This window comes from Flavitalea flava (assembly GCF_054461575.1).
The window spans coordinates 50857-71567 of the sequence record NZ_JBTLQH010000024.1; the positions used below are offsets into that span (position 1 = coordinate 50857).

Below are 20711 nucleotides of genomic sequence, written 5' to 3' on the forward strand. Positions count from 1 at the left end.
GAATAGGTTAATAAAGTCTTTTTTAATTATAAAAACAAGTATCATGACGTTGATGACAATTATGTTGGATGCCATTCAGCCAGGTTATGGTGCAATAGGCGCAGGACTTGCCGCAATCGGTGCCGGTATCGGTATCGGACAGATCGGTAAAGGAGCTGTAGAAGCCATTGCCCGCCAGCCGGAAGCTTCGAACGACATTCGTGCTAACATGATCCTGGCCGCAGCGCTGGTTGAGGGTGTTGCCCTTCTGGCCGCAGTAGCAGGTCTGCTTGCTGTATTCAGCAAATAAGCAGATTCGCAAAAGACCGGTCAACGGTTTTAGCGGGAACATCGCACGTAAAAAGCGTACTGCATCCGACGCACAGGGCCGAGGATGCAGTATTTTTAACACCGAAATTGATCTGATAAAATAGTTTGTATGGATTTACTCACCCCCGACTTAGGCTTATTTCTCTGGAACCTCATCGCGTTCCTCATTTTGTTCTTCATCCTGAAGAAAACGGCCTGGAAACCGATCCTGAAATCCCTGAAAGACAGGGAGAACAGTATTTCCGATTCCCTGGCTACCGCTGAGAAACTGAAAACCGAAATGGCCCAGATGAAAAGCGAGAACGAAGCGCTCCTGGCCAAGGCTCGTGAAGAAAGGGCTCTTTTGCTGAAAGAAGCAAGGGATACCAAGGATAAGATCATCAACGAAGCAAAGGCTCAGGCCAAGATAGAAGCAGGCAAGATTATCTCCGATGCGCAGGTTGCCATCGAACAACAGAAAATGGCTGCCATCATCGATGTGAAGAACCAGGTAGGTAATCTCGTGATCGAGGTGTCTGAGAAGATCTTACGCCGCGAACTGGCGAACAAAGCCGAACAGGAAAATTATATCCGGCAATTAGCGAACGAAGTGAAACTGAACTAAAGAATGAAACCGAACCCCCGTTTAGCGGCGAGATATGCCAAATCCCTGATCGATCTGTCGGTCGAAAAAGATCAGCTGGAAGCGGTTTATACCGATATGCTGTTCCTGAAGACCGTTTGCGCCAACAGGGAATTTGCCAACCTGTTACAAAGTCCCGTGATCTCTGCCGATAAGAAAGGCAGGATCTTCGATGCGATTATTGCTGGAAAAGTGAGCGAGCTGACTGCCCTGTTCAATAAACTTTTACTGACCAAAGGCCGTGAAGCCTACCTGCCGGAGATCGTTTCGGCCTTCATCCAGCAATACAAAGACCGGAAGGGGATTTTTACCGTGAAACTGAGCACGGCCTCCCCGGTGAGCGAAGAATTGAAGAACGAGATCCTGGATAAGATCCGCAGTTCGACGAACAGGAAGAACCTGGAACTGATCACCGAGACCAAAGAAGCCCTGATCGGCGGATTTGTTTTGGAGATTGGCGATCAACTGGTGGATAACAGTATTGCTTTTGAACTGAAGAATATCAGGAAGCAGTTCCAGAATAATGACTTTATATACAAGATTAGATAAACTGACAACTAACAAATAAGTACAACTATGGCAGAGATCAAACCAGATGAAATTTCAGCGATATTGCGTCAGCAATTGAGCAACTTCGATGTTTCCGCTGATCTTGAAGAAGTAGGCACCGTGTTGCAGGTGGGTGATGGTATCGCCCGTGTATACGGTCTGAGCAGCGTGGGCAGTGGCGAACTGGTGGAATTTGAAAATGGCGTAAGGGCGATCGCACTTAACCTGGAAGAAGATAATGTAGGGGTGGTATTGATGGGGGATAGTGGTGATATCAAAGAAGGATCCAAAGTACGCCGTACCGGTAAGATCGCTTCCATCAAGGTGGGAGAAGGAATGCTGGGCCGCGTGGTAAATACGTTGGGTGAGCCGATCGACGGTAAAGGCCCCCTGACCGGTGAATTGTATGAGATGCCTTTGGAGCGTAAAGCACCGGGCGTTATCTTCCGTGAACCGGTAAAAGAACCTCTGCAGACAGGTATCAAGGCTATCGATGCCATGATACCGATCGGAAGAGGACAACGTGAATTGATCATCGGCGATCGCCAGACTGGTAAAACGGCCATTGCGATCGATACGATCATCAATCAGAAAGAATTTTTCAAAGCAGGAAAACCTGTTTTTTGTATCTATGTAGCGATCGGACAGAAAGCGTCCACCGTTGCGGGTGTTATGCAGACCCTGGCCGAGAATGGCGCACTGGAATACACGGTGATCGTTGCCGCTTCGGCTTCCGATCCTGCTCCTTTGCAGTTCTACGCTCCATTCTCCGGAGCCGCCATCGGAGAGTTCTTCCGTGATACCGGACGTCCTGCCCTGATCATTTATGATGATCTTTCCAAACAAGCTGTGGCTTACCGTGAGGTATCCCTGCTGTTACGCCGCCCTCCGGGTCGTGAAGCATATCCCGGTGATGTATTCTATCTGCATAGCCGTTTGCTGGAACGTGCTGCGAAAGTTATCGCAGATGACGGTGTGGCCAGGAATATGAATGATCTGCCGGAATCCATCAAACACCTGGTAAAAGGCGGAGGTTCGCTGACTGCTCTTCCTATCATCGAAACACAGGCAGGTGACGTATCTGCTTATATCCCGACCAACGTGATCTCGATCACCGACGGACAGATCTTTCTGGAAGGTAACCTGTTCAATGCCGGTATCCGTCCTGCTATTAACGTAGGTATCTCCGTTAGCCGTGTAGGTGGTAACGCCCAGATCAAGTCCATGAAAAAGGTGGCTGGTACCCTGAAACTCGATCAGGCCCTCTACCGGGAAATGGAAGCGTTCTCCAAGTTCGGTGGTGACCTGGATGCTGCCACTAAACTGATTATCGATAAAGGATCCCGTAACGTGGAGATCCTGAAACAACCACAGTACTCTCCTTACCCCGTAGAAAAACAGGTGGCTATTATCTACCTCGGAACACAGGGTTTATTAAGGCAGGTGGCTGTCCGTAAAGTGAAGGAGTTCGAAGAGCACTTCATCCTTGAACTGGAAAACAAACTGCCCGAAGTATTGGCAGAGTTTAAGAAAGGAAATTTACCGGAAGACGGGATTAAGAAGATGGTCGATCTCGCAAACGGATTGATCCCTCAGTATAAGTAGTCCGTAATTAGTACATTAGTAAGTGTAAATAGCTGTAAATGGCGCTGACCGAAAGGTACGGCGCCATTTGCTTGCGAGGGGTACGCGAGGCGCAAACCGCCCCTTTTGCCCTCAAAAAAAATTGCACCAAACACTTGCACAATCAGAATATTTTGGCAATCTTTACATTGTCAGAACGACATACCCTCCAATCCCCGGAAAAACGATCCGTTTCATTTTCGTCTTAATTCCAATCCTTTTTTTAAATCGAATATTCATACTGAAGTTAACGACTGAAGTATATGTTATATCTATCCGGTAGCTATAAGCTAAGTGGGAATCAGGAAAATTATGCCCGGGCGTAATTGGTGATGTGATAGATTTTGTAAAAATTGAACCTGCACAAAAAAATTATATAAGAGTTTAGTTTTAAAGGGTACGATCAACAACCGCCGGGCTTTTCCAAGCCTGGCTTTTTGTTTTTCCCGGGGTGCCTTTAGTTAAATTTGTCACCCCGGGAAAAACAATCCTATGCGTCGCGACAAAGGGGCCAAGCCCCTTTGGAAACCCCTTTGCTCAAACTGTTTGTTCTGAGCTGATTTTTGATCCTTATCGATTTGAATGGCTGCATCGATTGACTGGCTAATCGATTTGAATTACTCCCTAGCCTTCATTTCCTGCTTTTTCCTGTTTTTCCGCCTATAATTAGCTTCCAGGGGCTGTATTTTTGTCTCCGACCGCTCATCCAAATTTTGGCTTTTAATTTGGTTTATTATATAAACTACTTTACGTTTGTGTCAAATTTAGAGAAATGAGACCTTTTGCTATGATGAATGCTTTAACTTTACCGCTACTACTGATTAGCGGCTGGTTATCTGCTCAAACCCTTATCTCCGGTACGATTAAAGATAATAAAGGCCACCCCGTCCGGGGAGCCAGTATCGCTATAAAAGACTCCTATGATGGAGCTGTTTCCGATTCATTAGGGAATTTCCGGTTTAAAAGCAACGAGAAGGGCTCTTTTACCCTGAATGTCTCCAATATCGGGTATAACCCGGCGGAGCAACCCGTAACGCTGGGGGGAGATCCTGTAGTCATGCATATCGTTCTCAAGGAACAATTGAATGAATTAAAGGCGGTGACCATTACCGCAGGGTCCTTTACGGCCGGAGATGCCCGGAGAGGAGCCGTTCTAAGTTCCCTGGACGTGGCAACGACAGCCGGTTCCAATGCCGATATCACGGCAGCCTTGAAAACCTTACCCGGTGCACAGCAGGTGGGTGAGGCGGAAGGGCTTTTCGTGCGCGGAGGTGCCGGTTACGAGGCTAAACAATACATCGATGGGACCCTGGTGAATAACCCCTATTTTACCAGTGTACCGGATATCGCTACCCGGGGCCGTTTCTCACCCTTCCTTTTCAAAGGAACAGTTTTCAGCACAGGTGGATATTCTGCACTTTATGGGCAGGCCTTATCTTCGGTCGTATTGTTGGAATCCATCGATCTGCCTGAAAAATCGGAGATCGATGCCTCTATCTCCCCCATCCTGGTAGGACTGGGTACTCAGCAATTGGCGAAGAATAAAAAATCTTCCTATGGGTTTAGCTACAGTTATGTGAATGTGGGATTGTATTTCAAGGCTGTCAAGCAGGTCCCTGATTATTTCAAAATGCCCGCATTCCATAACGGAGACGCCAATTTCCGGTTTAAGACAAAAAATGGCGGTATGGTTAAATATTACACCACTTTTGCCTATAATAACCTGGGGCTTCGCCGGCAGGATATCGACAGCCTGAATATGAAAAACGCATTCGGCCTGACCAATCATAACTGGTATAACAACCTGAGTTGGAGAGAATATCTGAACAATGGCTGGAGAATGGATCTGGGTCTTAGCTATAGCACCAACCTGGATGAATTCGGCCAGCAGGTCCAGGATGCCGATAACAGACTAAAATCCTTCGATACCTCGGCCTTCTGGATGAACAACAAAACTTTCGCGGTCAATAGCAGACAGGATCTTTCCCAAGCCAAAATTGTTTTCAATAAAAAACTGGGAGGGATAAGTTCCATCCGTTTCGGGGGAGAGCATTGGTATGGGTATACTACCCAAAAGTATACTGCCGACACATCGATTAAAGTGCCTTTCAGCGGAATCGTGCAAAAATTGACCGAACATTATACGGCAGCCTTCGTTGAGTCCGATATCTTTTTGACCAATGAACTGGCTGCCAAATTAGGAATGCGTTTTGAACATTCCTCCCTGATCAATAAGTCCGATCTGGCTCCCAGGGTCTCCCTGGCTTACAAAACCGGCCGTGAAGCCCAAATCTCCCTGGCCTATGGGATCTTCTATCAGAAACCCGAGAATAGCCAGCTCTTTTATACCACCCAGGTTGGATTTACCAAGGCTACCCATTATATTATCAACTATCAGAAGATGTCCAGGGACAGGATCTTCCGCGTGGAAGCCTATTACAAAAAATACGAAGACCTGATCAAGACTGTCCCTGTCAATTATTTTTATAATTATTTCGATAATTCCGGCAGCGGCTATGCAAAAGGGATAGAGTTTTTCTGGAGAGATAAAAAATCCATTAAGGATTTCGATTACTGGATCAGTTACTCTTACCTGGATACCAAACGTAATTATCTCAATTATACCAGTCAGCTGAAACCCTCGTTTGCGGCAACCCATACGGCATCCTTTGTCATGAAACGTTTTTTTACCAAGATCAAATCCGGCGTCAATATGACTTATACCTATGCGACAGGAAGACCCTATTATAACTTTATGCTGAACAATGCCGATAAAAAATATAACCTGGCCGACCAGGGTACGACAAGGGATTATCATAGTCTGAACTTTAGCGCGGAATGGGTGCCTTCTGTCGGAAATCCGAAAGCCAAAACCTTTATCGTTCTGTTTGCCAGCGCCAGCAATGTATTAGGATATAATCCGGTATATGGATACAATTATTCTTATAGCGGTCAGTACAAACAAGCGATCGTTCCACCGGCCAACCGGTTTTATTTTATCGGCTGTTTCTTAAGCTGGGGAGTAGACCGGTCCCAGGATGCGATCAATAATAATTTATAGACCCCCTAACCCTTTAACCTCCTATTGGGGAAACAATAAAATGAGTAATAAATATTTCTAATTAATAACTAACAAAACCATCACCATGCAAAAAATGATCCTCGCACTGATTCTCCTTGTTACCCTGGAGGCCGGAGCCCAAACAGACAAATACACCCAGATGATGCAGAAGAATATCAAGCTGCTGGATTCTGCCAAGAGTATCGATGAACTTCAAAGCCTGGCCGGCACCTTCGAACGTATAGGAGATACGGAAAAGACGAAATGGCTCCCTTACTATTATGCAGCGCTGGCCCAGACCTGGGTTGGCTGGAATCACGAATCAAAAGATAAGGATGCCAATGCCGTAAAGATCAATGCCTATCTGGCTAAAGCTGAAGCTATCGAAAAAAATGCGGAAACCTATGCCGTGGAAAACATGTCTGCCACCCAGCAAATGCTGGTTGACCCGAAGTCCCGCTGGATGACCAATGGAAAGGATGCTTCCACTGCTCTCCAGAGTGGTCTGAAAGCGGATCCCAATAATCCACGTCTTTATTACCTGCAGGGGATGAGCCTTTTTAATACGCCTGCTCAATTTGGCGGAGGAAAAGATAAGGCGAAAGTCTCCTTTGAAAAATCTTTATCCCTTTTCAAATCCTCACAACCTCAGCCTTTGGCGCCCACCTGGGGGCAAAAACAGGTTGAAGATATGCTGGTACAATGCCAGTAATCACTGGTAACATTAATCATTAGCGTATTTCCCTGGACGGTGTATATTGCAAGATATACTGTCCGGGGAAATAAATATTTTCATAATAACCTAAACGATGCCAAAGGAAAATGAATTTTCGGGTCATGAAAGCCTGGAGCTGATCACCAGCATGATCAACAAGGCCAAAGGCGATTACCAGGATACGGGGGTCAGCGCCCTTTTCTGGGGAGTTATTATCAGTTTTTGTGGCCTGGTGACCTTTTTTAATTATTACCTCCACTGGAAGGGCCTTCAATTTATATGGGTGCTTACTTTTTTTGCCGTGATCCCTCAAATTATGATAACGGTGAAAGAACAGAAAAACAGGAAACATAAATCTTACATGGAGGACCTGATGAATGGTATCTGGATAAGTTATGCGATCGCCATATTCGTACTGTCCTATATCACCGGCCTGGCTGAATTCCCTCATCAACCTTCCATTTACATGATCCTGTATGGCATCCCTACTTTTGCCAACGGTTTTGCCCGGAGTTTCAAACCCATGATCTATGGCGCAATTGCCTGTTGGGTATTCGCCATTCTTGGGATGTACATCCAATGGCCATATGACATGTTATTAATCGTGGCTTCGGCGCAACTGGCCTGGTTTATTCCCGGACTTATCCTGAGAAGACGCTATTTGAAAGCAAAACAGCAGCATGTTTAAAGACCTGAACCCGATATTACATTCTCAATTAAGGCTGGCGGTCGTTTCCATCCTGATCAGCGTCAGCGAAGCGGAGTTCACCTATCTACGGGAAAAGACCAATGCAACGGCCGGTAATCTCAGCGTCCAGATCAATAAACTGAAAGAAGCAGGCTATATCGACGTCGCCAAACAATTCAAGGACAACTACCCCCAAACCATCTGTAAGATCACTCCCCTCGGGCTCAAAGCCTTCGAAGAATATGTAAAAGATCTTCAATCTTACCTGGATATAAAAAAATAGAAGCCCGTAAAGGCTTCTGTTTTTAATGAATATTTACCTGAATAGTAATTATGTTTTTTTGCCGGTTCGATCAGCTTTTGGCCAGTTTCATGGTAAGCCTTTCATTGCTGTTGATGATGACTTCCAGCTGGTACATGCCAGGTTGAAGTTGATCGCTGCCGGTAATATTATAGGTGTTGGCGCCATTTACGCCGAATGCTGTCTGTTTGATGATTTCGCTGCCATTGTTGTCCGTTACCTTCATCACTACAAACGATCTTTCTTTCAACTGCACATTGACCTGGATATCATTTACGCCCGGATCGGGTGTTACACTTACCGCTGTCACACTTTTTGTCTCATAGGTCCGGACGATCAATACTTTCGAATAAGTGATCCTTTTTGCTGCATCGAGCTGGCGGAGCCGGTAGAACAGGTCGTTCCTGCGGACCATTCCTTCTTTTACGTTATCGGTAAAAGAATAACCGTTTTCAGAATTGGCATTCTCCGCTTTTACCTCGCCTACCTTTTCAAAATTATTTCCATCCAGGCTGCGTTCGATCTCAAAAAGAGAGCTGTGATTGCCGGATGCCGTATTCCAGTTGATATCCACAGCTTTTTTTCTGTACATGGCCTGGAAGCTGGCCAGGCTGGCACGTGCAGGAAAACGGATGTTGGCCGTGGTCGTTATGGAACAAAGGGCCGGGAAACCATTATCACAGACCTTGTAAGAAAAATGGGTGGAATTACCCGTAAAACCATCTTTGGGCGTGAAAATAAAAGAGCCGTCTTTCTGTAACTCTACCTTTCCATCGGGAGATTCGGTCAGCAGGTAAGCAGTCAGTGTCTCGTGATTAGGATCATAATCATTGTTCAATACATTTCCACTGGCCGTATGGGAGGCTGAACCGGTAAATTTATCGCGAAGGGCTATGGGAGCCGTATTACAGGTTGATTGATAATGAGCAGAAGCATCGATCGTCAACTGGTCGATCGCAATCCGTTCTTCCCCCCCGATCCCCTGGTAATTGATATACAATTTATACTGCCCGGCGGCTTGCCCGGTTAAGGAATGCTGATAGTTGTATACGGTAGTAGCATTGGAACCGGTCAGTTCCAGACTGTCCAGTAAAAACTGGGTTTTGTTGGATCCGTCGGTGGCATAGATCTTGAGCCATCTCCGGTCATTTACCGGCAGATTGAATTTATATTTGAAGGAAATGCTGCTTCCGTCCTTAATATCCAGCAGGGGAGTATAGATACCGGTCATTTCTGTTGGACTGGACCCGGTTCCTGAAACCATCGCACCATCTCCTTCCATATTGGGTGCCCAACCGTTGCGGTTGACATCGAAATCCGAAAAGAACCAGCAATTGCCTTGCAGAAATCCTTTGATCTCGGTAAGCCGGACCCCGTTGCGGGAATTAAAATTGTCAGAAGTGCCGGCCATCAGGGATTGCATACCGAAAGCCAGGGTGGAGGTGAGTAAAATCTTGCTTAAATCCTTGGAAAGACCCGAAAATAAGTTCCTTTTCATCTTTGTAGTTTTCAGAAGTTCAAATAATTAATGAGTAAAGCCCAGGGTCATTCAGAGGAAGGAACTATAACGATCTATACGAATAGCAAATCTATACGAATAACAAAATAATTACGGTTGTAAATAAAGGCCTACAAGGAATAGTGGGTTGACAGGGGTCTTCGGGGGAATTGGTCGTAAGGAAGAAATTTCCTTAGTATTAAGGATTGTCAAAGGATGATGAACCAAAAGTAGATAAGATATTTTGTTTTTGCAAGTGCTGTCCTAAAAATCTATTTATTTAAGGCTTATTTTGCCAACCATTCCTTTACTGCTTTGTAAATGGAATGCTGAGTTCCGGAACCGGGCTCCGTCCTGTTATTATATTGATATTCAATAATATGCCTTCAATCATCCAGGTTACGAATCTTACCAAGCAGTTCAGGGATCTCAAAGCGGTCGATTCACTGTCTTTTACTGTCGAACAGGCGGATATTTATGGTTTTCTGGGGCAGAATGGCGCCGGTAAATCGACGACGATCCGGATGTTGCTGACCCTGGTCAGCCCAACGGCAGGAGAAATTGAGATATTCGGAATGAATCTCCGGACGCATCGAAACGAAATTCTTCGCCGGGTTGGGGCTGTTGTAGAAAGACCTGATCTGTATAAGTTCATGACCGCCTATGAGAATATCGCCCTTTTTGCCCGGATGAGCGGGATCAAACCCACCCGTCAGCTATTGATGGCACAACTGGAGCAGGTTGGGCTGGCGGAAAGGGCCCATAGTAAAGTAAAGACCTTTTCCCAGGGTATGAAACAGCGGTTGGGTATCGGAGTAGCGTTAATTCATAATCCGGATCTGGTCATATTGGATGAGCCGACCAATGGCCTTGATCCCCAGGGTATTGCGGATATCCGGAACCTGATCCTGCATCTTAGCAGTCATGAAAAGAAAACTGTATTTGTCTCCTCTCATTTGCTCAGCGAAATGGAGGTGATCGCTAACCGGATGCTGATCATCGACAAAGGGAAAAAGATCGTAGAGGGCCGGTCCAGCGAATTGTTCGACCCGGCGCAGACCATCGTGGAACTGGATACCGCAGATCCAGTCTTTACCCATGACCGGATCCTGGGGTCAAAATGGAAGGCTTATTTGCGGGACCGGCAGAACGGGAAGTTCATCTTCAAATTAGATAAAGCACAGATCCCTGTTTTCACGCAGGAGCTGGTGAACCTCGGGGTGCAGGTTCTGGCTATCCGTCCCCGGCATTCCCTGGAAGATTATTTTTTATCACTGACAACTGCCAATCAGCATGTGGAAGCTTTTACAAATTGAATTGTTCAAAATATTCAGACGCCCGAGAACCTATATCCCTTTTGCTGCCATCGCGGCGATGATCCTGATCATCCAGTTAGGTCTGAAATTCGATGGGAAGTCTTATCTCGAACTGATGATGAGCAGTCTCTCGGATTCATTCTATATCCCCTATTCCATGGTGATGAACGGGTACCTCGTAGCCTTTGTTATTCTCAATACGCTCCTGATCCAGGTCCCTTTGCTGGTTGCGCTGGTAGCCGGGGATACCATTGCCGGCGAAGCCAATATGGGTACGCTCCGTTTGCTGGTTTCCCGTCCGGTAAGCAGGACGCAGCTTATGCTGGTAAAATTCGGAGCCTCCGTGATCTATACGGTGCTTTTATTGGTTTGGATGGCTCTGTTGGCTTTGTTCCTCAGCATGTGGCTTTTCGGTACCAACGATATGCTGATCGCCCGAAATTCCGTCATGGAACAGATACAGCGGTCGGATGTCCTTTGGCGCTACATTGCTGCCTTTGGCTATGCGACGGTGGCGCTCAGTACCGTGGCCGCCCTGGCTTTTCTTTTATCCGTATTCGCCGAAAATTCCATCGGTCCGATCGTCTCCACGATCAGCATCGTTATCGTACTGACCATTTTATCCGAAATGCGCATACCCTTGTATGATAATACTGTCAAACCCTGGCTGTTCACTTCGCATATGTTGGCCTGGAAGGGATTTTTTTATTCGCGGTCGAATGGGGAGGGCGCCGCGATTCCTGGTTCCCTGGAAAACCTGCCTGCCATCCTGCGAAGCCTTGGTGTTTTACTGGCTTATATCGCCATTTTCGTAACCTCGGCAATATGGGTATTTAAGAAGAAGGATATTCTGAGTTAAGAATCGGAATGCCAGGTAATTGCATGAGAATGGCATGGGCAAAACGAATTTCAGGACAGGTATACCGGAATTTACAGGTATACCGGAATTTAAATTAGCATTCCAAAAATGAATAAGCCGATCAACATATGAATAAAATCCTTTTCCGCTCCTCTGTCCTCCTCCTGGCTGGGATCCTTTTCCTGTTGCCTGGCCTCCATGCACAGAACGCAACAGCCTTGCTGCAAAAGGTCAGAGCCCGGCTCGACCAGGTAAACGACTACCAGGCATCCGGAATTATGAAGACGAACGTAAGTTTCCTGAAGGTCCCCGAAGCGCAGGTAACGATCTATTTCAAAAGACCCGACAAACTAAAGATCAAAAATGATAAAGGAATTTCATTAATACCGAAAGGTGCTGTGACCATCAGTCTCAATAACCTGTTGAAAGGAGGTTATACTGCCCTGGAATCAGGGTCCGATACGGTAGGTGGTCATACCGTGAAAGTGATTAAGTTATTACCGCAGGACGAGAATGCAGACCTGGTCCTGTCCACTCTTTATATCGACGAGGCACGTCTGCTGATCCTGAAAGCCCGTACCACCACCCGGGAGAATGGTACTTATGAAGTGGAAATGAATTATGGGAAATATTCGGCCTATGCCCTGCCGGATAAGGTGGTCTTTACGTTCAATATAAAGGATTATAAACTTCCCAAAGGAATCACTTTCGATTATGACGATGGCTCAGCCAAAAAACAAACCGCATCTACCGGCGGGAAAGGAAAAGTAGAGATCGTCTATACTTCTTATATTATCAATAAAGGGGTTCCGGATACGGTGTTTCAAAAATGATATCCATTTGATTATCAAATATATATCATTATTATTGATCGCCATAACTCATTTTATTTTGTAGTTTTGGCGACGAATAATTTATTATTTCTCGCCATAACTTATTTTTTTTGATAGATATGGCGGCAGATAAGCTCTTATTGGCCGCCATATCTCATTTTATTTTGTAGTTTTGGCGAGCAATAATCGACCATTATGAACAATATAATAGGGAGAGAAGAAGAAAAGGCCATATTTATGGATGCCTTGAGTTCTGAAGAGCCGGAATTGATAGCTGTTTACGGAAGAAGAAGGGTTGGCAAAACCTATCTTATCCGTAATGCGTTTCAAAAGCAACTGTTATTTGAGTTCTCGGGAATTCATCATGCACCAAATGAGCAGCAATTAGAAAGCTTCAGTCTCGCATTGACTTCAGCTTCAGGAAGTACTGTTCCATACGCTATTCCCGGAAATTGGCTTCAGGCCTTTAAAATGTTGACAGACTATGTCACCCCTCTTATTAAAAGGAAAAAAGCCGTTATATTTTTTGACGAATTTCCATGGATAAATACTCATAAATCCGGCTTTCTCCCGGCATTCGAAAATTTTTGGAATGCCTGGGCCACCAGACAAAAGAATATAATAGTAGTAATTTGTGGCTCTGCAGCTGCATGGATGATACAAAGAGTGGTTCATAACAGAGGGGGCCTGCATAACCGATTAACCAGAAAAATGAGGCTTTTACCTTTTACGCTACAGGAAACCGAATCCTATTTAAAAACGCGAAGGGTAAACCTGGATCGATATCAATTGTTACAGTTATATATGGTTATGGGGGGCATCCCGCATTATTTAAAAGAGATACAGGCTGGCCAAAGCGCTGCACAAAGTATAGATAGCCTTTGTTTTACGAATTCCGGGTTACTGCACGATGAATTTAAGGATCTCTACCCTTCTCTGTTCGATAACGCGACCAATCATATTGCAGTGATCCGGGCGCTGGCTCACAATGGGGCAGGACTGACAAGGGGTGAAATAATTGAGATCTGCAAACTTACTTCAGGCGGCGGTACGACGCAATTGTTGGAAGAATTATTGGAATCGGGCTTCATTGCTACCTATCCAACCTTTGATAAAAATGTAAGGGAAAGTATATACAAATTGACAGACGAATACTCCCATTTTTATATAAAATTTATCGAAGGAAGCCACGCTAAAGGAGCGGGAACCTGGATTAAATTCTCTAAGGGCTCATCCTGGAAGAGCTGGAGTGGTTTCGCTTTCGAGAGAACTTGTCTTAAGCACGCTCAGCAATTGAAGAATGCTTTAAATATTGGAGGTGTTTATTCGGAAGAATCGGCGTGGCGCTACACGCCAAAAAAAGATGAAAGGGGGGCACAGGTCGATCTGCTAATAGACCGTCAGGACTTCTGTATCAATATTTGTGAAATGAAATTTTCCATTACAGAATTCGTAATAGATAAACAATATGCAGGGGAATTGGAAAATAAAATAAAAATATTCAGAGAGAATACTAAAACAAAAAAAACCTTGTTTTTAACAATGGTCACCACTTTCGGGGTAAAGGCAAACGAGCATAAGATCCGGTTGGTACAAAATGAAATAACCATGGATGCTTTGTTCCGTCAGTAAAAACCAAACCTATTTGAGCTGTTAATTTAACCCCGGTTCCCTTCGATCTTCTCGTCTTCTGCATTCCCGATTACAACCGAGCCCAGTTTTCTAAGGGGATTCTTCCGGTTGTCCTCATATTCCTGGCGGCTGCTGATGATATCCAGACAGGTGTAGATAGCGGCGAGGAAAGAGGCGCTATCAGCTTTGTTCTTTCCTGCAATGTCGAAGGCCGTTCCGTGATCGGGTGAGGTTCTTACCATGGGAAGACCGGCTGTGTAGTTCACGCCTTCCCCAATAGCGAGGGATTTGAAGGGTATCAGCCCCTGGTCATGATACATGGCCAGGACTGCATCGAATTTCGATTGCTGGTTACGGGCAAAAAAGGCATCTGCGCTAAAAGGGCCATAAACAAGCATGTTGTGTTTGGCATCCTTAATCGCAGGTTTGATGATCTCCTCGTCTTCTTTTCCGATCAAGCCTTCGTCGCCGGCATGCGGGTTCAGACCCAGGACGGCAATTTTGGGTTTGTCGATACCAAAATCCCTGATCAGGCTATCCTTCAGGATATTGAGTTTGGAAAGTATGGCTTCCCGGGTAATATGCTGAGCGATTTCACGTACCGGGACATGTTCGGTTACCAGACCCACCCTGAAATTTTCCGATACCATCAGCATCAGCACATCATTGGCATTGAAGGCATGTTTCAGGTAAGGGGTATGTCCCGTGAAATTAAAAGAAGGAGATTGTGTATTTTTTTTATGGATGGGGGCAGTTACGAGCCCCTGGATCTTTTTATCTCTTAAGGCCTCAACGGCCATTACCAGGGATTTAACGGCATAATTACCTCCGATATCGGTCAATTGACCGGGAACGATGGCGATTTCTTCCTCCCAGCAGTTAAAAACATTGACCTGTTTATGGGCGATCCGGGAAATTTCCTTGGTGGTCTGATAGACGAAATTGATCTCAGGAACGGATTTGCGGTAAAAATTGATCACTTTGTTAGACGCAAAGATCACCGGCGTACATAATTCCAGTATCCGTTGGTCCGAAAAGGTTTTGATGATCAATTCAGCTCCGATCCCATTCAGGTCACCGACGGAAATTCCTATAACAGGTCTTTGTTGTGGTAGGCTCATGCGCTTATTTTTCGGGTATGAAGGTAGTGTTTTTATGGGTACATTTGCTCCACCGATGTATACCCTCAAAAAATCCCTTGGTCAGCATTTTTTACGGGATGAGAATATTTCCCGCAAAATCGTGGCAACTGTACTGGATACCCCCTCCTTTAAGGCAATGGAGCCTGGGCCTGGTCTGAAAACAGACGATATATCCGTTTCCTTTCCGGATACTGTAAAAGCAGATTTCATAAAAGGGCGTTTGCTGGAAGTAGGTCCTGGTGCAGGCGCACTTACCAAGTATTTTCTGGAGTCCGAAGGAATCGATTTCAAGGCGGTGGAACTGGACGAAGAAAAAATACGGTATTTAGAAAAGACCTGGCCTTCGCTCCAGGGGAGGATTCTCCACGAAAGTATCCTGGATATGGCAAGGCCGTTCGATGATAAATTTACGGTGGTCGGAAACTTCCCCTATAATATCTCCTCCCAGATCCTTTTCAAAATGCTGGAATGGAAAGATTTGCTGGAAACGGTCACCGGCATGTTCCAGAAAGAGGTGGCTCAAAGGGTGGCCGCGCCAAAAGGCAACAAAGTTTATGGCGTGATCAGCGTCCTGATTCAGGCCTTTTTCAAAGTGGAATACCTGTTCGAGGTAAGCGAGCAGTGTTTTAACCCTCCTCCAAAAGTGAAAAGCGCGGTGATTCAATTGGTTCCCCGAACGGATATCCCCAAGATGCGCGATGAAAAAAAGTTTTTTCTGCTGGTAAAGACGGCCTTTAATCAACGTAGAAAGACTCTTCGCAATGCCGTTAAACCTCTTTTTGAGGACACGGTTCTCCAGGATCCCCTTTTCCAATTAAGGGCAGAACAATTATCTGTGGATGATTTTGCAGCTTTGACCTGGAAGATGCGTTGAACAGCCTTAGATTTGCGCGCGGAATTAGTGCCTGAATAAGGCCGCAAACCGATAAACAACCCCGATGAGAAAAGTCATTATTACGGCCAAAGTCCATGAATTCATGGCAGAAAGATTGACCCAAAAAGGATATTCGGTGGTCTATTCCCCTCAGATCAGTTATGAGGAACTGCAAACGGCCATTACAGATATGGAGGGCCTTATCGTAACGACGAGGCTGAAGATCGACAGGAATATCCTGGACCGGGCGCCGGGTCTCAAATGGATAGGTCGGCTTGGCAGTGGAATGGAGCTGATCGATACAGAATACGCAGAATCGAAGGGGATCCTTTGTGTGAGCAGCCCGGAGGGCAATCGTAATGCTGTGGGAGAGCATGTTCTGGGTATGTTGTTGAATCTGATGAATAAGATCAGCGTCAGCACCCGGGAGGTAAAAGAAGGTAAATGGATCCGGGATGCCAACCGGGGAACGGAGCTTACCGGCAAAACGGTGGGAATCATAGGTTTTGGTAATGCCGGTGGAGCTTTCGCCAAACTTTTGTCTTCTTTTGATGTGACCATCCTGGCATATGATAAATACCAGTACGGTTTTGCCAAAGGGAATGTGCGGGAAGCCTCCCTGGAGCAGGTCGCCCGGTATGCCGATGTGGTCAGTTTTCATGTGCCGCTCACAGAAGAGACCTTGCATATGGCCGGAGATGCCTTTTTTGATTCTTTGGAACAAAAACCCTGGTTTATCAATGCTTCCAGGGGGAAAGTCCACGATACGGCCGCCCTGATCCGGGCCCTGGAAAAGGGAAAGATCGCCGGGGCCGCCCTGGATGTACTGGAGAACGAAAAGCTGGATACCTATACCGCAGCTCAAAAACAGCAGTTGGAACAGCTTCTGGACAGACCGGACGTGCTGATTACCCCGCATATTGCCGGCTACAGCCATGAGGCCTTCCTGAAAATGTCTGAGGTAGTGTTAAAAAAATTGGGATTGTAGGGGGGGCGGACCCATTCCCTGCTTATGGCCGGTGGTAATGCCGAAGTATTCCGGGCAGATTCTGTAATTTTTTGGATTGTGTAATTTCATTTATCTTTACTTAAATAGTGCAACGCTTTGGAAATCTTCTGAGGCGTTGTATTTTTTTCTTTACTATAAACCGAAAGGAGGGAAATATGAGTTTTACCTATTTCACCAAAGATGCGCTTGACCAGTTGAAAGAAGAACTGCAGAGATTGAAGGCAATTGAAAGACCCGCAGCCTCCAGGGCCATTGCAGAAGCCCGGGAAAAGGGAGATCTCCGGGAGAATGCCGAATACGATGCTGCCAAAGATGCCCAGGGCCTCCTGGAAGCCAAAATCCAGAAACTGGACAGTGACCTTTCGAATGCCCGTGTCCTGGACGAAGGAACCATCGATACCAGTAAGGTATCTATCCTTACAAAAGTTACGGTTACCAATCTGACCAATAAAAAACTGCTTACCTATCAATTAGTATCCGAAAAAGAAGCGGATCTGAAGCTGGGAAAAATATCCGTTACATCCCCTATCGGAAAGGGGCTACTGGGCAAACTGGTAGGTGACGTGGCCGAAGTAAAGGTGCCGGCCGGCACCCTGCAATTCAAAGTAGAAAATATAACCGTGTAAAGTCTGTTGTCGTATCTTCCGGCAAATTTTTTTATGACGATTTTCTCAAAGATCATAGCCGGACAAATTCCGGCGTATAAGATCGCGGAGAACGATCAGTTCTTTGCTTTTCTCGATATATTTCCGCTGCGCGAAGGGCATACGCTGATCGTGCCGAAAATAGAAATCGACAAATTTTTTGATGTGCCCGATGATTATCTGGGTAACCTGCTTCTGTTTGCCAAACCTATCGCCCGGGCCATCGAAAAAGCTTTTGCCTGCAATCGTTGCGGCCTGGCGGTAGTGGGATTGGAAGTACCGCATGCCCATCTGCACCTGGTCCCTTTGGATGATGCCGATGACCTGAACTTTACCCGGGGTAAGCTTAAATTAAGCCCGGAACAATTAAAGTCCGCTCAGGAAAAGATCCTCCGCGAACTTGATCATAACTGATTGCTCCTATCGTGTACGGATCTTTCCGGGATTTTGTTTGATAAAATCACCCCAGCCGCCCAGTTTTTTTCCGGGACCTCCCTTCAGCTGCGTTTTGCCCGAAGGGATTGACCTTTCAGGTGAGGGCTGCTGAAAATGGTGACAAACCGCAACCGCCAACGCATCGGAAGCATCATATTCTTTGATATGTTCCTCCAGTTTCAGGATATGCTGCAGCATTTTCCAGACCTGTTCTTTCCCGGAATTTCCGTTTCCGGTGACGGATTGTTTGACTTTTTTCGGGGAATACTCGGTGACGGGAAGCCCGGCATTCATAGCAGTGGCGATAGCGACCCCTTGTGCCCGTCCCAGTTTGAGCATACTCTGAACGTTCTTTCCGAAGAAGGGGGCTTCAACGGCGAATTCATGGGGTTGGTATTCTGTGATGAGCTCCTTCACTTTTTTATGGATCAGCCTCAATCGTTCATAGGCGTCTTTTTTTGCCGAAAGTTTTAATACACCCATCGCGATCAGGGTGATCTGACTTCCGGAGCATAATACCAGACCATATCCCATTATCACCGTACCCGGATCGATGCCTAGAATAATTTTAGATTGTTTTTGCAAGAGGAAGACTTTTTTTGAATCGGGTTGTCAGAATCTGTTTTTGAATCAGATTGTCAGAATCTGCGATTGGACAAAAATATCAAAATAATAGGCAATTCCCACCTTAATAAATGTTGTAGAAAATTTCGACCGGAGGGCTTCTGCCGAAGATTTTGTTCTTATCTTTTGGGCGATATCTGGTATTCGAGGTTTAGCAGGGGTTTATCCCGGTAATTTATTAAGTATGCTCTATGATTGCAGGACTGGGAATTGATGTAATAGAAGTCGAACGGGTAGCTGCCGGACTCGCCAAGGAGGCCGGCTTCCGGGAACTTGTTTTCTCAAAAAATGAAATTGCGTATTGCGAAGCAAAAACGAATAAGTTTGAACATTATGCCGCCCGTTTTGCCGCCAAAGAAGCTTTTTTTAAAGCCATTGGAAAGGGATGGTCAGAAGGGACCGCCTTTAATGAAGTGGAAATAATAAATGATACTGCCGGGAAACCGGAACTGGCTTTGCTGGGTGCCACAAAAAACACCATGGTTTCCTGGGGAGTCATCAAAATATCCGTTTCTTTGTCGCACATTAAGACAATAGCATCCGCAGTAGTAATTATAGAAAAAGTATCATGAGTTTTTCAGAAGCTGCCTTTCAACCGGCCGATAGATTAAAGAGCATGCAGGAACAAAAACTGCAGGAATTGTGCGCCTACCTTGATGGAAATTCTCCTTTTTACCGGGAACTATTTTCAAAAAACAGGATAGATATAACGACCATCAAAACCATCAGGGATCTTTCCTTGCTTCCTGTCACCGACAAGGAAGACCTGCAGCGGCGCAATGAGGATTTTTTATGTGTGCCCCGCGATAAGATCATTGAATATGCTTCCACTTCCGGAACATTAGGCAGCCCGGTCACCATCGCGCTAACCGAAAATGATCTGAATCGTTTAGCCTATAATGAATATTCTTCTTTTGTATGCGCTGATGGATCCGCAGAGGATGTTTACCAGTTGATGCTAACGCTTGACAGGCAATTTATGGCCGGTATAGCCTACTATTCGGGCCTCCGTAAACTGGGAGCAGGTATCATCCGGCTGGGGCCAGGCGTCCCTTCGCTTCAATGGGAAACGATCCGGAGGCTTAAGCCAACGGCTATCGTAGCCGTTCCTTCTTTTATCCTTAAGTTAATTCAATTTGCCAAAGAGGCCGGGATCGATCTTAATCATTCTTCTGTTAAGAAAGCCATTTGCATCGGGGAGAATATACGCAACACCGATTTTTCGTTAAATATACTGGGTAAAAAAATTAAAGAAAGCTGGGATATCCAGCTCTTTTCCACCTACGCTTCCACTGAAATGCAAACGGCATTTACAGAATGCAGTACGGGTTGCGGAGGGCACCTTCAGCCCGAATTACTCATCGTGGAATTGCTGGATGAGAACAATCGCCCCGTAGGGCCCCATACATCCGGTGAAGTTACGATTACCACATTAGGAGTGGAAGGCATGCCGCTTCTCCGCTATAAGACCGGGGATATCTGCCAGTATTTTGATGAACCCTGTGTTTGCGGCCGGACGAGTTTACGCCTGTCTCCCGTAATAGGCCGAAAAAAACAAATGATCAAATTTAAAGGGACTACCCTTTATCCTCCCGCCCTCTTCGATCTGTTGAATGAAATGGAGGAGATCACGGATAGCGTGGTGGAGGTTTATTCCAATGAAATCGGCTTGGATGAAGTGCGGCTCTACCTGCTTCCGGCCACGCGTAACGAGGCCAGCGATCACCGGATCAGAGCTTATTTGCAGGCCCGGTTGCGGGTAAGTCCCCATATTACCTACGTTTCCGCTGAAGAAATACAAAAAATGCATTTTCCTGAATCAAGCAGGAAGCCCGTCAGATTTATTGACAGGCGAAGGTGAAAAAACTAAAATCCGGCAACTCATAAATGGCATAACTTTGAAAATTGGCGTCCAAAGGACTGGTTTTAGGGCTCTGTCCCGACCTCCCTGGCTTAAAATCGTTTATTCAATTGATT

General features: G+C 45.8%; 21 protein-coding genes. 18 read left to right on the forward strand and 3 right to left on the reverse strand.

Features of this window, described 5'->3' with window-relative positions:
- The first annotated feature begins 43 nt into the window (after positions 1–43).
- The 8 genes from atpE (at position 44) to ACX0G9_RS19675 (ending at position 7850) form a co-directional block, all read left to right on the forward strand.
- The gene (atpE, locus tag ACX0G9_RS19640) at positions 44–289 is read left to right on the forward strand and encodes an ATP synthase F0 subunit C (RefSeq protein WP_459066657.1); all 246 of its coding nucleotides are present in this window, start codon (positions 44–46) and stop codon (positions 287–289) included.
- Positions 290–418: 129 nt separating this feature from the next.
- Positions 419–913, forward strand: a complete 495-nt coding sequence (gene atpF / locus ACX0G9_RS19645) for a F0F1 ATP synthase subunit B (protein WP_459066658.1) — start codon at positions 419–421, stop codon at positions 911–913.
- 3 nt (positions 914–916) lie between these two features.
- Positions 917–1480, forward strand: a complete 564-nt coding sequence (atpH, locus tag ACX0G9_RS19650) for an ATP synthase F1 subunit delta (RefSeq protein ID WP_459066659.1) — start codon at positions 917–919, stop codon at positions 1478–1480.
- Positions 1481–1507: 27 nt separating this feature from the next.
- Entirely contained in the window at positions 1508–3085 is a 1578-nt protein-coding gene (gene atpA, locus ACX0G9_RS19655) for a F0F1 ATP synthase subunit alpha (protein ID WP_459066660.1), read from the forward strand.
- Between the two features lie 790 nt (positions 3086–3875).
- Positions 3876–6164, forward strand: coding sequence for a TonB-dependent receptor (locus ACX0G9_RS19660; protein WP_459066661.1), 2289 nt, complete (start codon positions 3876–3878; stop codon positions 6162–6164).
- Positions 6165–6249: 85 nt separating this feature from the next.
- Positions 6250–6876 (forward strand): hypothetical protein, encoded by a 627-nt coding sequence (locus ACX0G9_RS19665; RefSeq protein ID WP_459066662.1) that lies wholly within the window; start codon positions 6250–6252, stop codon positions 6874–6876.
- 97 nt (positions 6877–6973) lie between these two features.
- On the forward strand, positions 6974–7567 hold the full coding sequence (locus ACX0G9_RS19670) for a hypothetical protein (protein WP_459066663.1): 594 nt from the start codon (positions 6974–6976) through the stop codon (positions 7565–7567).
- Positions 7560–7850, forward strand: coding sequence for a winged helix-turn-helix domain-containing protein (locus ACX0G9_RS19675; protein ID WP_459066664.1), 291 nt, complete (start codon positions 7560–7562; stop codon positions 7848–7850). Before ACX0G9_RS19670 ends, ACX0G9_RS19675 begins: the two co-directional genes overlap by 8 nt.
- 70 nt (positions 7851–7920) lie before the next feature.
- Here ACX0G9_RS19675 and ACX0G9_RS19680 read toward each other — a convergent pair whose 3' ends face one another.
- Positions 7921–9366, reverse strand: a complete 1446-nt coding sequence (locus ACX0G9_RS19680) for an Ig-like domain-containing protein (protein WP_459066665.1) — start codon at positions 9364–9366, stop codon at positions 7921–7923.
- Between the two features lie 380 nt (positions 9367–9746).
- On the opposite strand from ACX0G9_RS19680, the gene ACX0G9_RS19685 reads away from it, so the two are divergent.
- The 4 genes from ACX0G9_RS19685 to ACX0G9_RS19700 all read left to right on the forward strand — a co-directional run bounded on the left by ACX0G9_RS19685 (position 9747) and on the right by ACX0G9_RS19700 (position 14006).
- Positions 9747–10682, forward strand: a complete 936-nt coding sequence (locus ACX0G9_RS19685; RefSeq protein WP_459066666.1) for an ABC transporter ATP-binding protein — start codon at positions 9747–9749, stop codon at positions 10680–10682.
- Positions 10660–11541, forward strand: a complete 882-nt coding sequence (locus ACX0G9_RS19690; protein ID WP_459066667.1) for an ABC transporter permease — start codon at positions 10660–10662, stop codon at positions 11539–11541. The genes ACX0G9_RS19685 and ACX0G9_RS19690 overlap by 23 nt, the downstream gene beginning before the upstream one ends.
- A gap of 128 nt (positions 11542–11669) precedes the next feature.
- Positions 11670–12374: a LolA family protein gene (locus ACX0G9_RS19695; RefSeq protein ID WP_459066668.1), complete on the forward strand. Its 705-nt coding sequence runs from the start codon at positions 11670–11672 to the stop codon at positions 12372–12374.
- Between the two features lie 195 nt (positions 12375–12569).
- Positions 12570–14006, forward strand: a complete 1437-nt coding sequence (locus ACX0G9_RS19700; protein WP_459066669.1) for an AAA family ATPase — start codon at positions 12570–12572, stop codon at positions 14004–14006.
- A gap of 26 nt (positions 14007–14032) precedes the next feature.
- Here ACX0G9_RS19700 and pdxA read toward each other — a convergent pair whose 3' ends face one another.
- On the reverse strand, positions 14033–15127 hold the full coding sequence (pdxA, locus tag ACX0G9_RS19705; protein WP_459066670.1) for a 4-hydroxythreonine-4-phosphate dehydrogenase PdxA: 1095 nt from the start codon (positions 15125–15127) through the stop codon (positions 14033–14035).
- Between the two features lie 34 nt (positions 15128–15161).
- Between pdxA and rsmA the strand changes: the two genes are divergently transcribed.
- From rsmA to ACX0G9_RS19725, 4 genes are all read left to right on the forward strand, one after another.
- Positions 15162–16022: a 16S rRNA (adenine(1518)-N(6)/adenine(1519)-N(6))-dimethyltransferase RsmA gene (gene rsmA / locus ACX0G9_RS19710; RefSeq protein ID WP_459066671.1), complete on the forward strand. Its 861-nt coding sequence runs from the start codon at positions 15162–15164 to the stop codon at positions 16020–16022.
- Between the two features lie 64 nt (positions 16023–16086).
- On the forward strand, positions 16087–17010 hold the full coding sequence (locus tag ACX0G9_RS19715) for an NAD(P)-dependent oxidoreductase (protein ID WP_459066672.1): 924 nt from the start codon (positions 16087–16089) through the stop codon (positions 17008–17010).
- Positions 17011–17186: 176 nt separating this feature from the next.
- Positions 17187–17657 (forward strand): transcription elongation factor GreA, encoded by a 471-nt coding sequence (greA, locus tag ACX0G9_RS19720; protein WP_459066673.1) that lies wholly within the window; start codon positions 17187–17189, stop codon positions 17655–17657.
- Positions 17658–17690: 33 nt separating this feature from the next.
- On the forward strand, positions 17691–18089 hold the full coding sequence (locus tag ACX0G9_RS19725) for an HIT family protein (protein ID WP_459066674.1): 399 nt from the start codon (positions 17691–17693) through the stop codon (positions 18087–18089).
- A gap of 6 nt (positions 18090–18095) precedes the next feature.
- Here the strand turns inward: ACX0G9_RS19725 and ruvC are convergent, their stop codons facing one another.
- Positions 18096–18695 (reverse strand): crossover junction endodeoxyribonuclease RuvC, encoded by a 600-nt coding sequence (ruvC, locus tag ACX0G9_RS19730; RefSeq protein ID WP_459066675.1) that lies wholly within the window; start codon positions 18693–18695, stop codon positions 18096–18098.
- A 230-nt stretch (positions 18696–18925) separates the two neighbouring features.
- Between ruvC and acpS the strand changes: the two genes are divergently transcribed.
- Both acpS and ACX0G9_RS19740 read left to right on the forward strand, forming a co-directional pair.
- Positions 18926–19306, forward strand: coding sequence for a holo-ACP synthase (acpS, locus tag ACX0G9_RS19735; RefSeq protein WP_459066676.1), 381 nt, complete (start codon positions 18926–18928; stop codon positions 19304–19306).
- Entirely contained in the window at positions 19303–20595 is a 1293-nt protein-coding gene (locus ACX0G9_RS19740) for a phenylacetate--CoA ligase family protein (RefSeq protein WP_459066677.1), read from the forward strand. The genes acpS and ACX0G9_RS19740 overlap by 4 nt, the downstream gene beginning before the upstream one ends.
- The last annotated feature ends 116 nt before the right edge of the window (positions 20596–20711 follow it).

What these genes read in the sequence shown, in the direction of transcription:
- atpE (WP_459066657.1), top strand. Translation starts at nt 44, where the DNA reads ATGACGTTGATGACAATTATGTTGGATGCCATTCAGCCAGGTTATGGT.
- atpF (WP_459066658.1), top strand. Translation starts at nt 419, where the DNA reads ATGGATTTACTCACCCCCGACTTAGGCTTATTTCTCTGGAACCTCATC.
- atpH (WP_459066659.1), top strand. Translation starts at nt 917, where the DNA reads ATGAAACCGAACCCCCGTTTAGCGGCGAGATATGCCAAATCCCTGATC.
- atpA (WP_459066660.1), top strand. Translation starts at nt 1,508, where the DNA reads ATGGCAGAGATCAAACCAGATGAAATTTCAGCGATATTGCGTCAGCAA.
- ACX0G9_RS19660 (WP_459066661.1), top strand. Translation starts at nt 3,876, where the DNA reads ATGAGACCTTTTGCTATGATGAATGCTTTAACTTTACCGCTACTACTG.
- ACX0G9_RS19665 (WP_459066662.1), top strand. Translation starts at nt 6,250, where the DNA reads ATGCAAAAAATGATCCTCGCACTGATTCTCCTTGTTACCCTGGAGGCC.
- ACX0G9_RS19670 (WP_459066663.1), top strand. Translation starts at nt 6,974, where the DNA reads ATGCCAAAGGAAAATGAATTTTCGGGTCATGAAAGCCTGGAGCTGATC.
- ACX0G9_RS19675 (WP_459066664.1), top strand. Translation starts at nt 7,560, where the DNA reads ATGTTTAAAGACCTGAACCCGATATTACATTCTCAATTAAGGCTGGCG.
- ACX0G9_RS19680 (WP_459066665.1), bottom strand. Translation starts at nt 9,366, where the DNA reads ATGAAAAGGAACTTATTTTCGGGTCTTTCCAAGGATTTAAGCAAGATT.
- ACX0G9_RS19685 (WP_459066666.1), top strand. Translation starts at nt 9,747, where the DNA reads ATGCCTTCAATCATCCAGGTTACGAATCTTACCAAGCAGTTCAGGGAT.
- ACX0G9_RS19690 (WP_459066667.1), top strand. Translation starts at nt 10,660, where the DNA reads ATGTGGAAGCTTTTACAAATTGAATTGTTCAAAATATTCAGACGCCCG.
- ACX0G9_RS19695 (WP_459066668.1), top strand. Translation starts at nt 11,670, where the DNA reads ATGAATAAAATCCTTTTCCGCTCCTCTGTCCTCCTCCTGGCTGGGATC.
- ACX0G9_RS19700 (WP_459066669.1), top strand. Translation starts at nt 12,570, where the DNA reads ATGAACAATATAATAGGGAGAGAAGAAGAAAAGGCCATATTTATGGAT.
- pdxA (WP_459066670.1), bottom strand. Translation starts at nt 15,127, where the DNA reads ATGAGCCTACCACAACAAAGACCTGTTATAGGAATTTCCGTCGGTGAC.
- rsmA (WP_459066671.1), top strand. Translation starts at nt 15,162, where the DNA reads ATGGGTACATTTGCTCCACCGATGTATACCCTCAAAAAATCCCTTGGT.
- ACX0G9_RS19715 (WP_459066672.1), top strand. Translation starts at nt 16,087, where the DNA reads ATGAGAAAAGTCATTATTACGGCCAAAGTCCATGAATTCATGGCAGAA.
- greA (WP_459066673.1), top strand. Translation starts at nt 17,187, where the DNA reads ATGAGTTTTACCTATTTCACCAAAGATGCGCTTGACCAGTTGAAAGAA.
- ACX0G9_RS19725 (WP_459066674.1), top strand. Translation starts at nt 17,691, where the DNA reads ATGACGATTTTCTCAAAGATCATAGCCGGACAAATTCCGGCGTATAAG.
- acpS (WP_459066676.1), top strand. Translation starts at nt 18,926, where the DNA reads ATGATTGCAGGACTGGGAATTGATGTAATAGAAGTCGAACGGGTAGCT.
- ACX0G9_RS19740 (WP_459066677.1), top strand. Translation starts at nt 19,303, where the DNA reads ATGAGTTTTTCAGAAGCTGCCTTTCAACCGGCCGATAGATTAAAGAGC.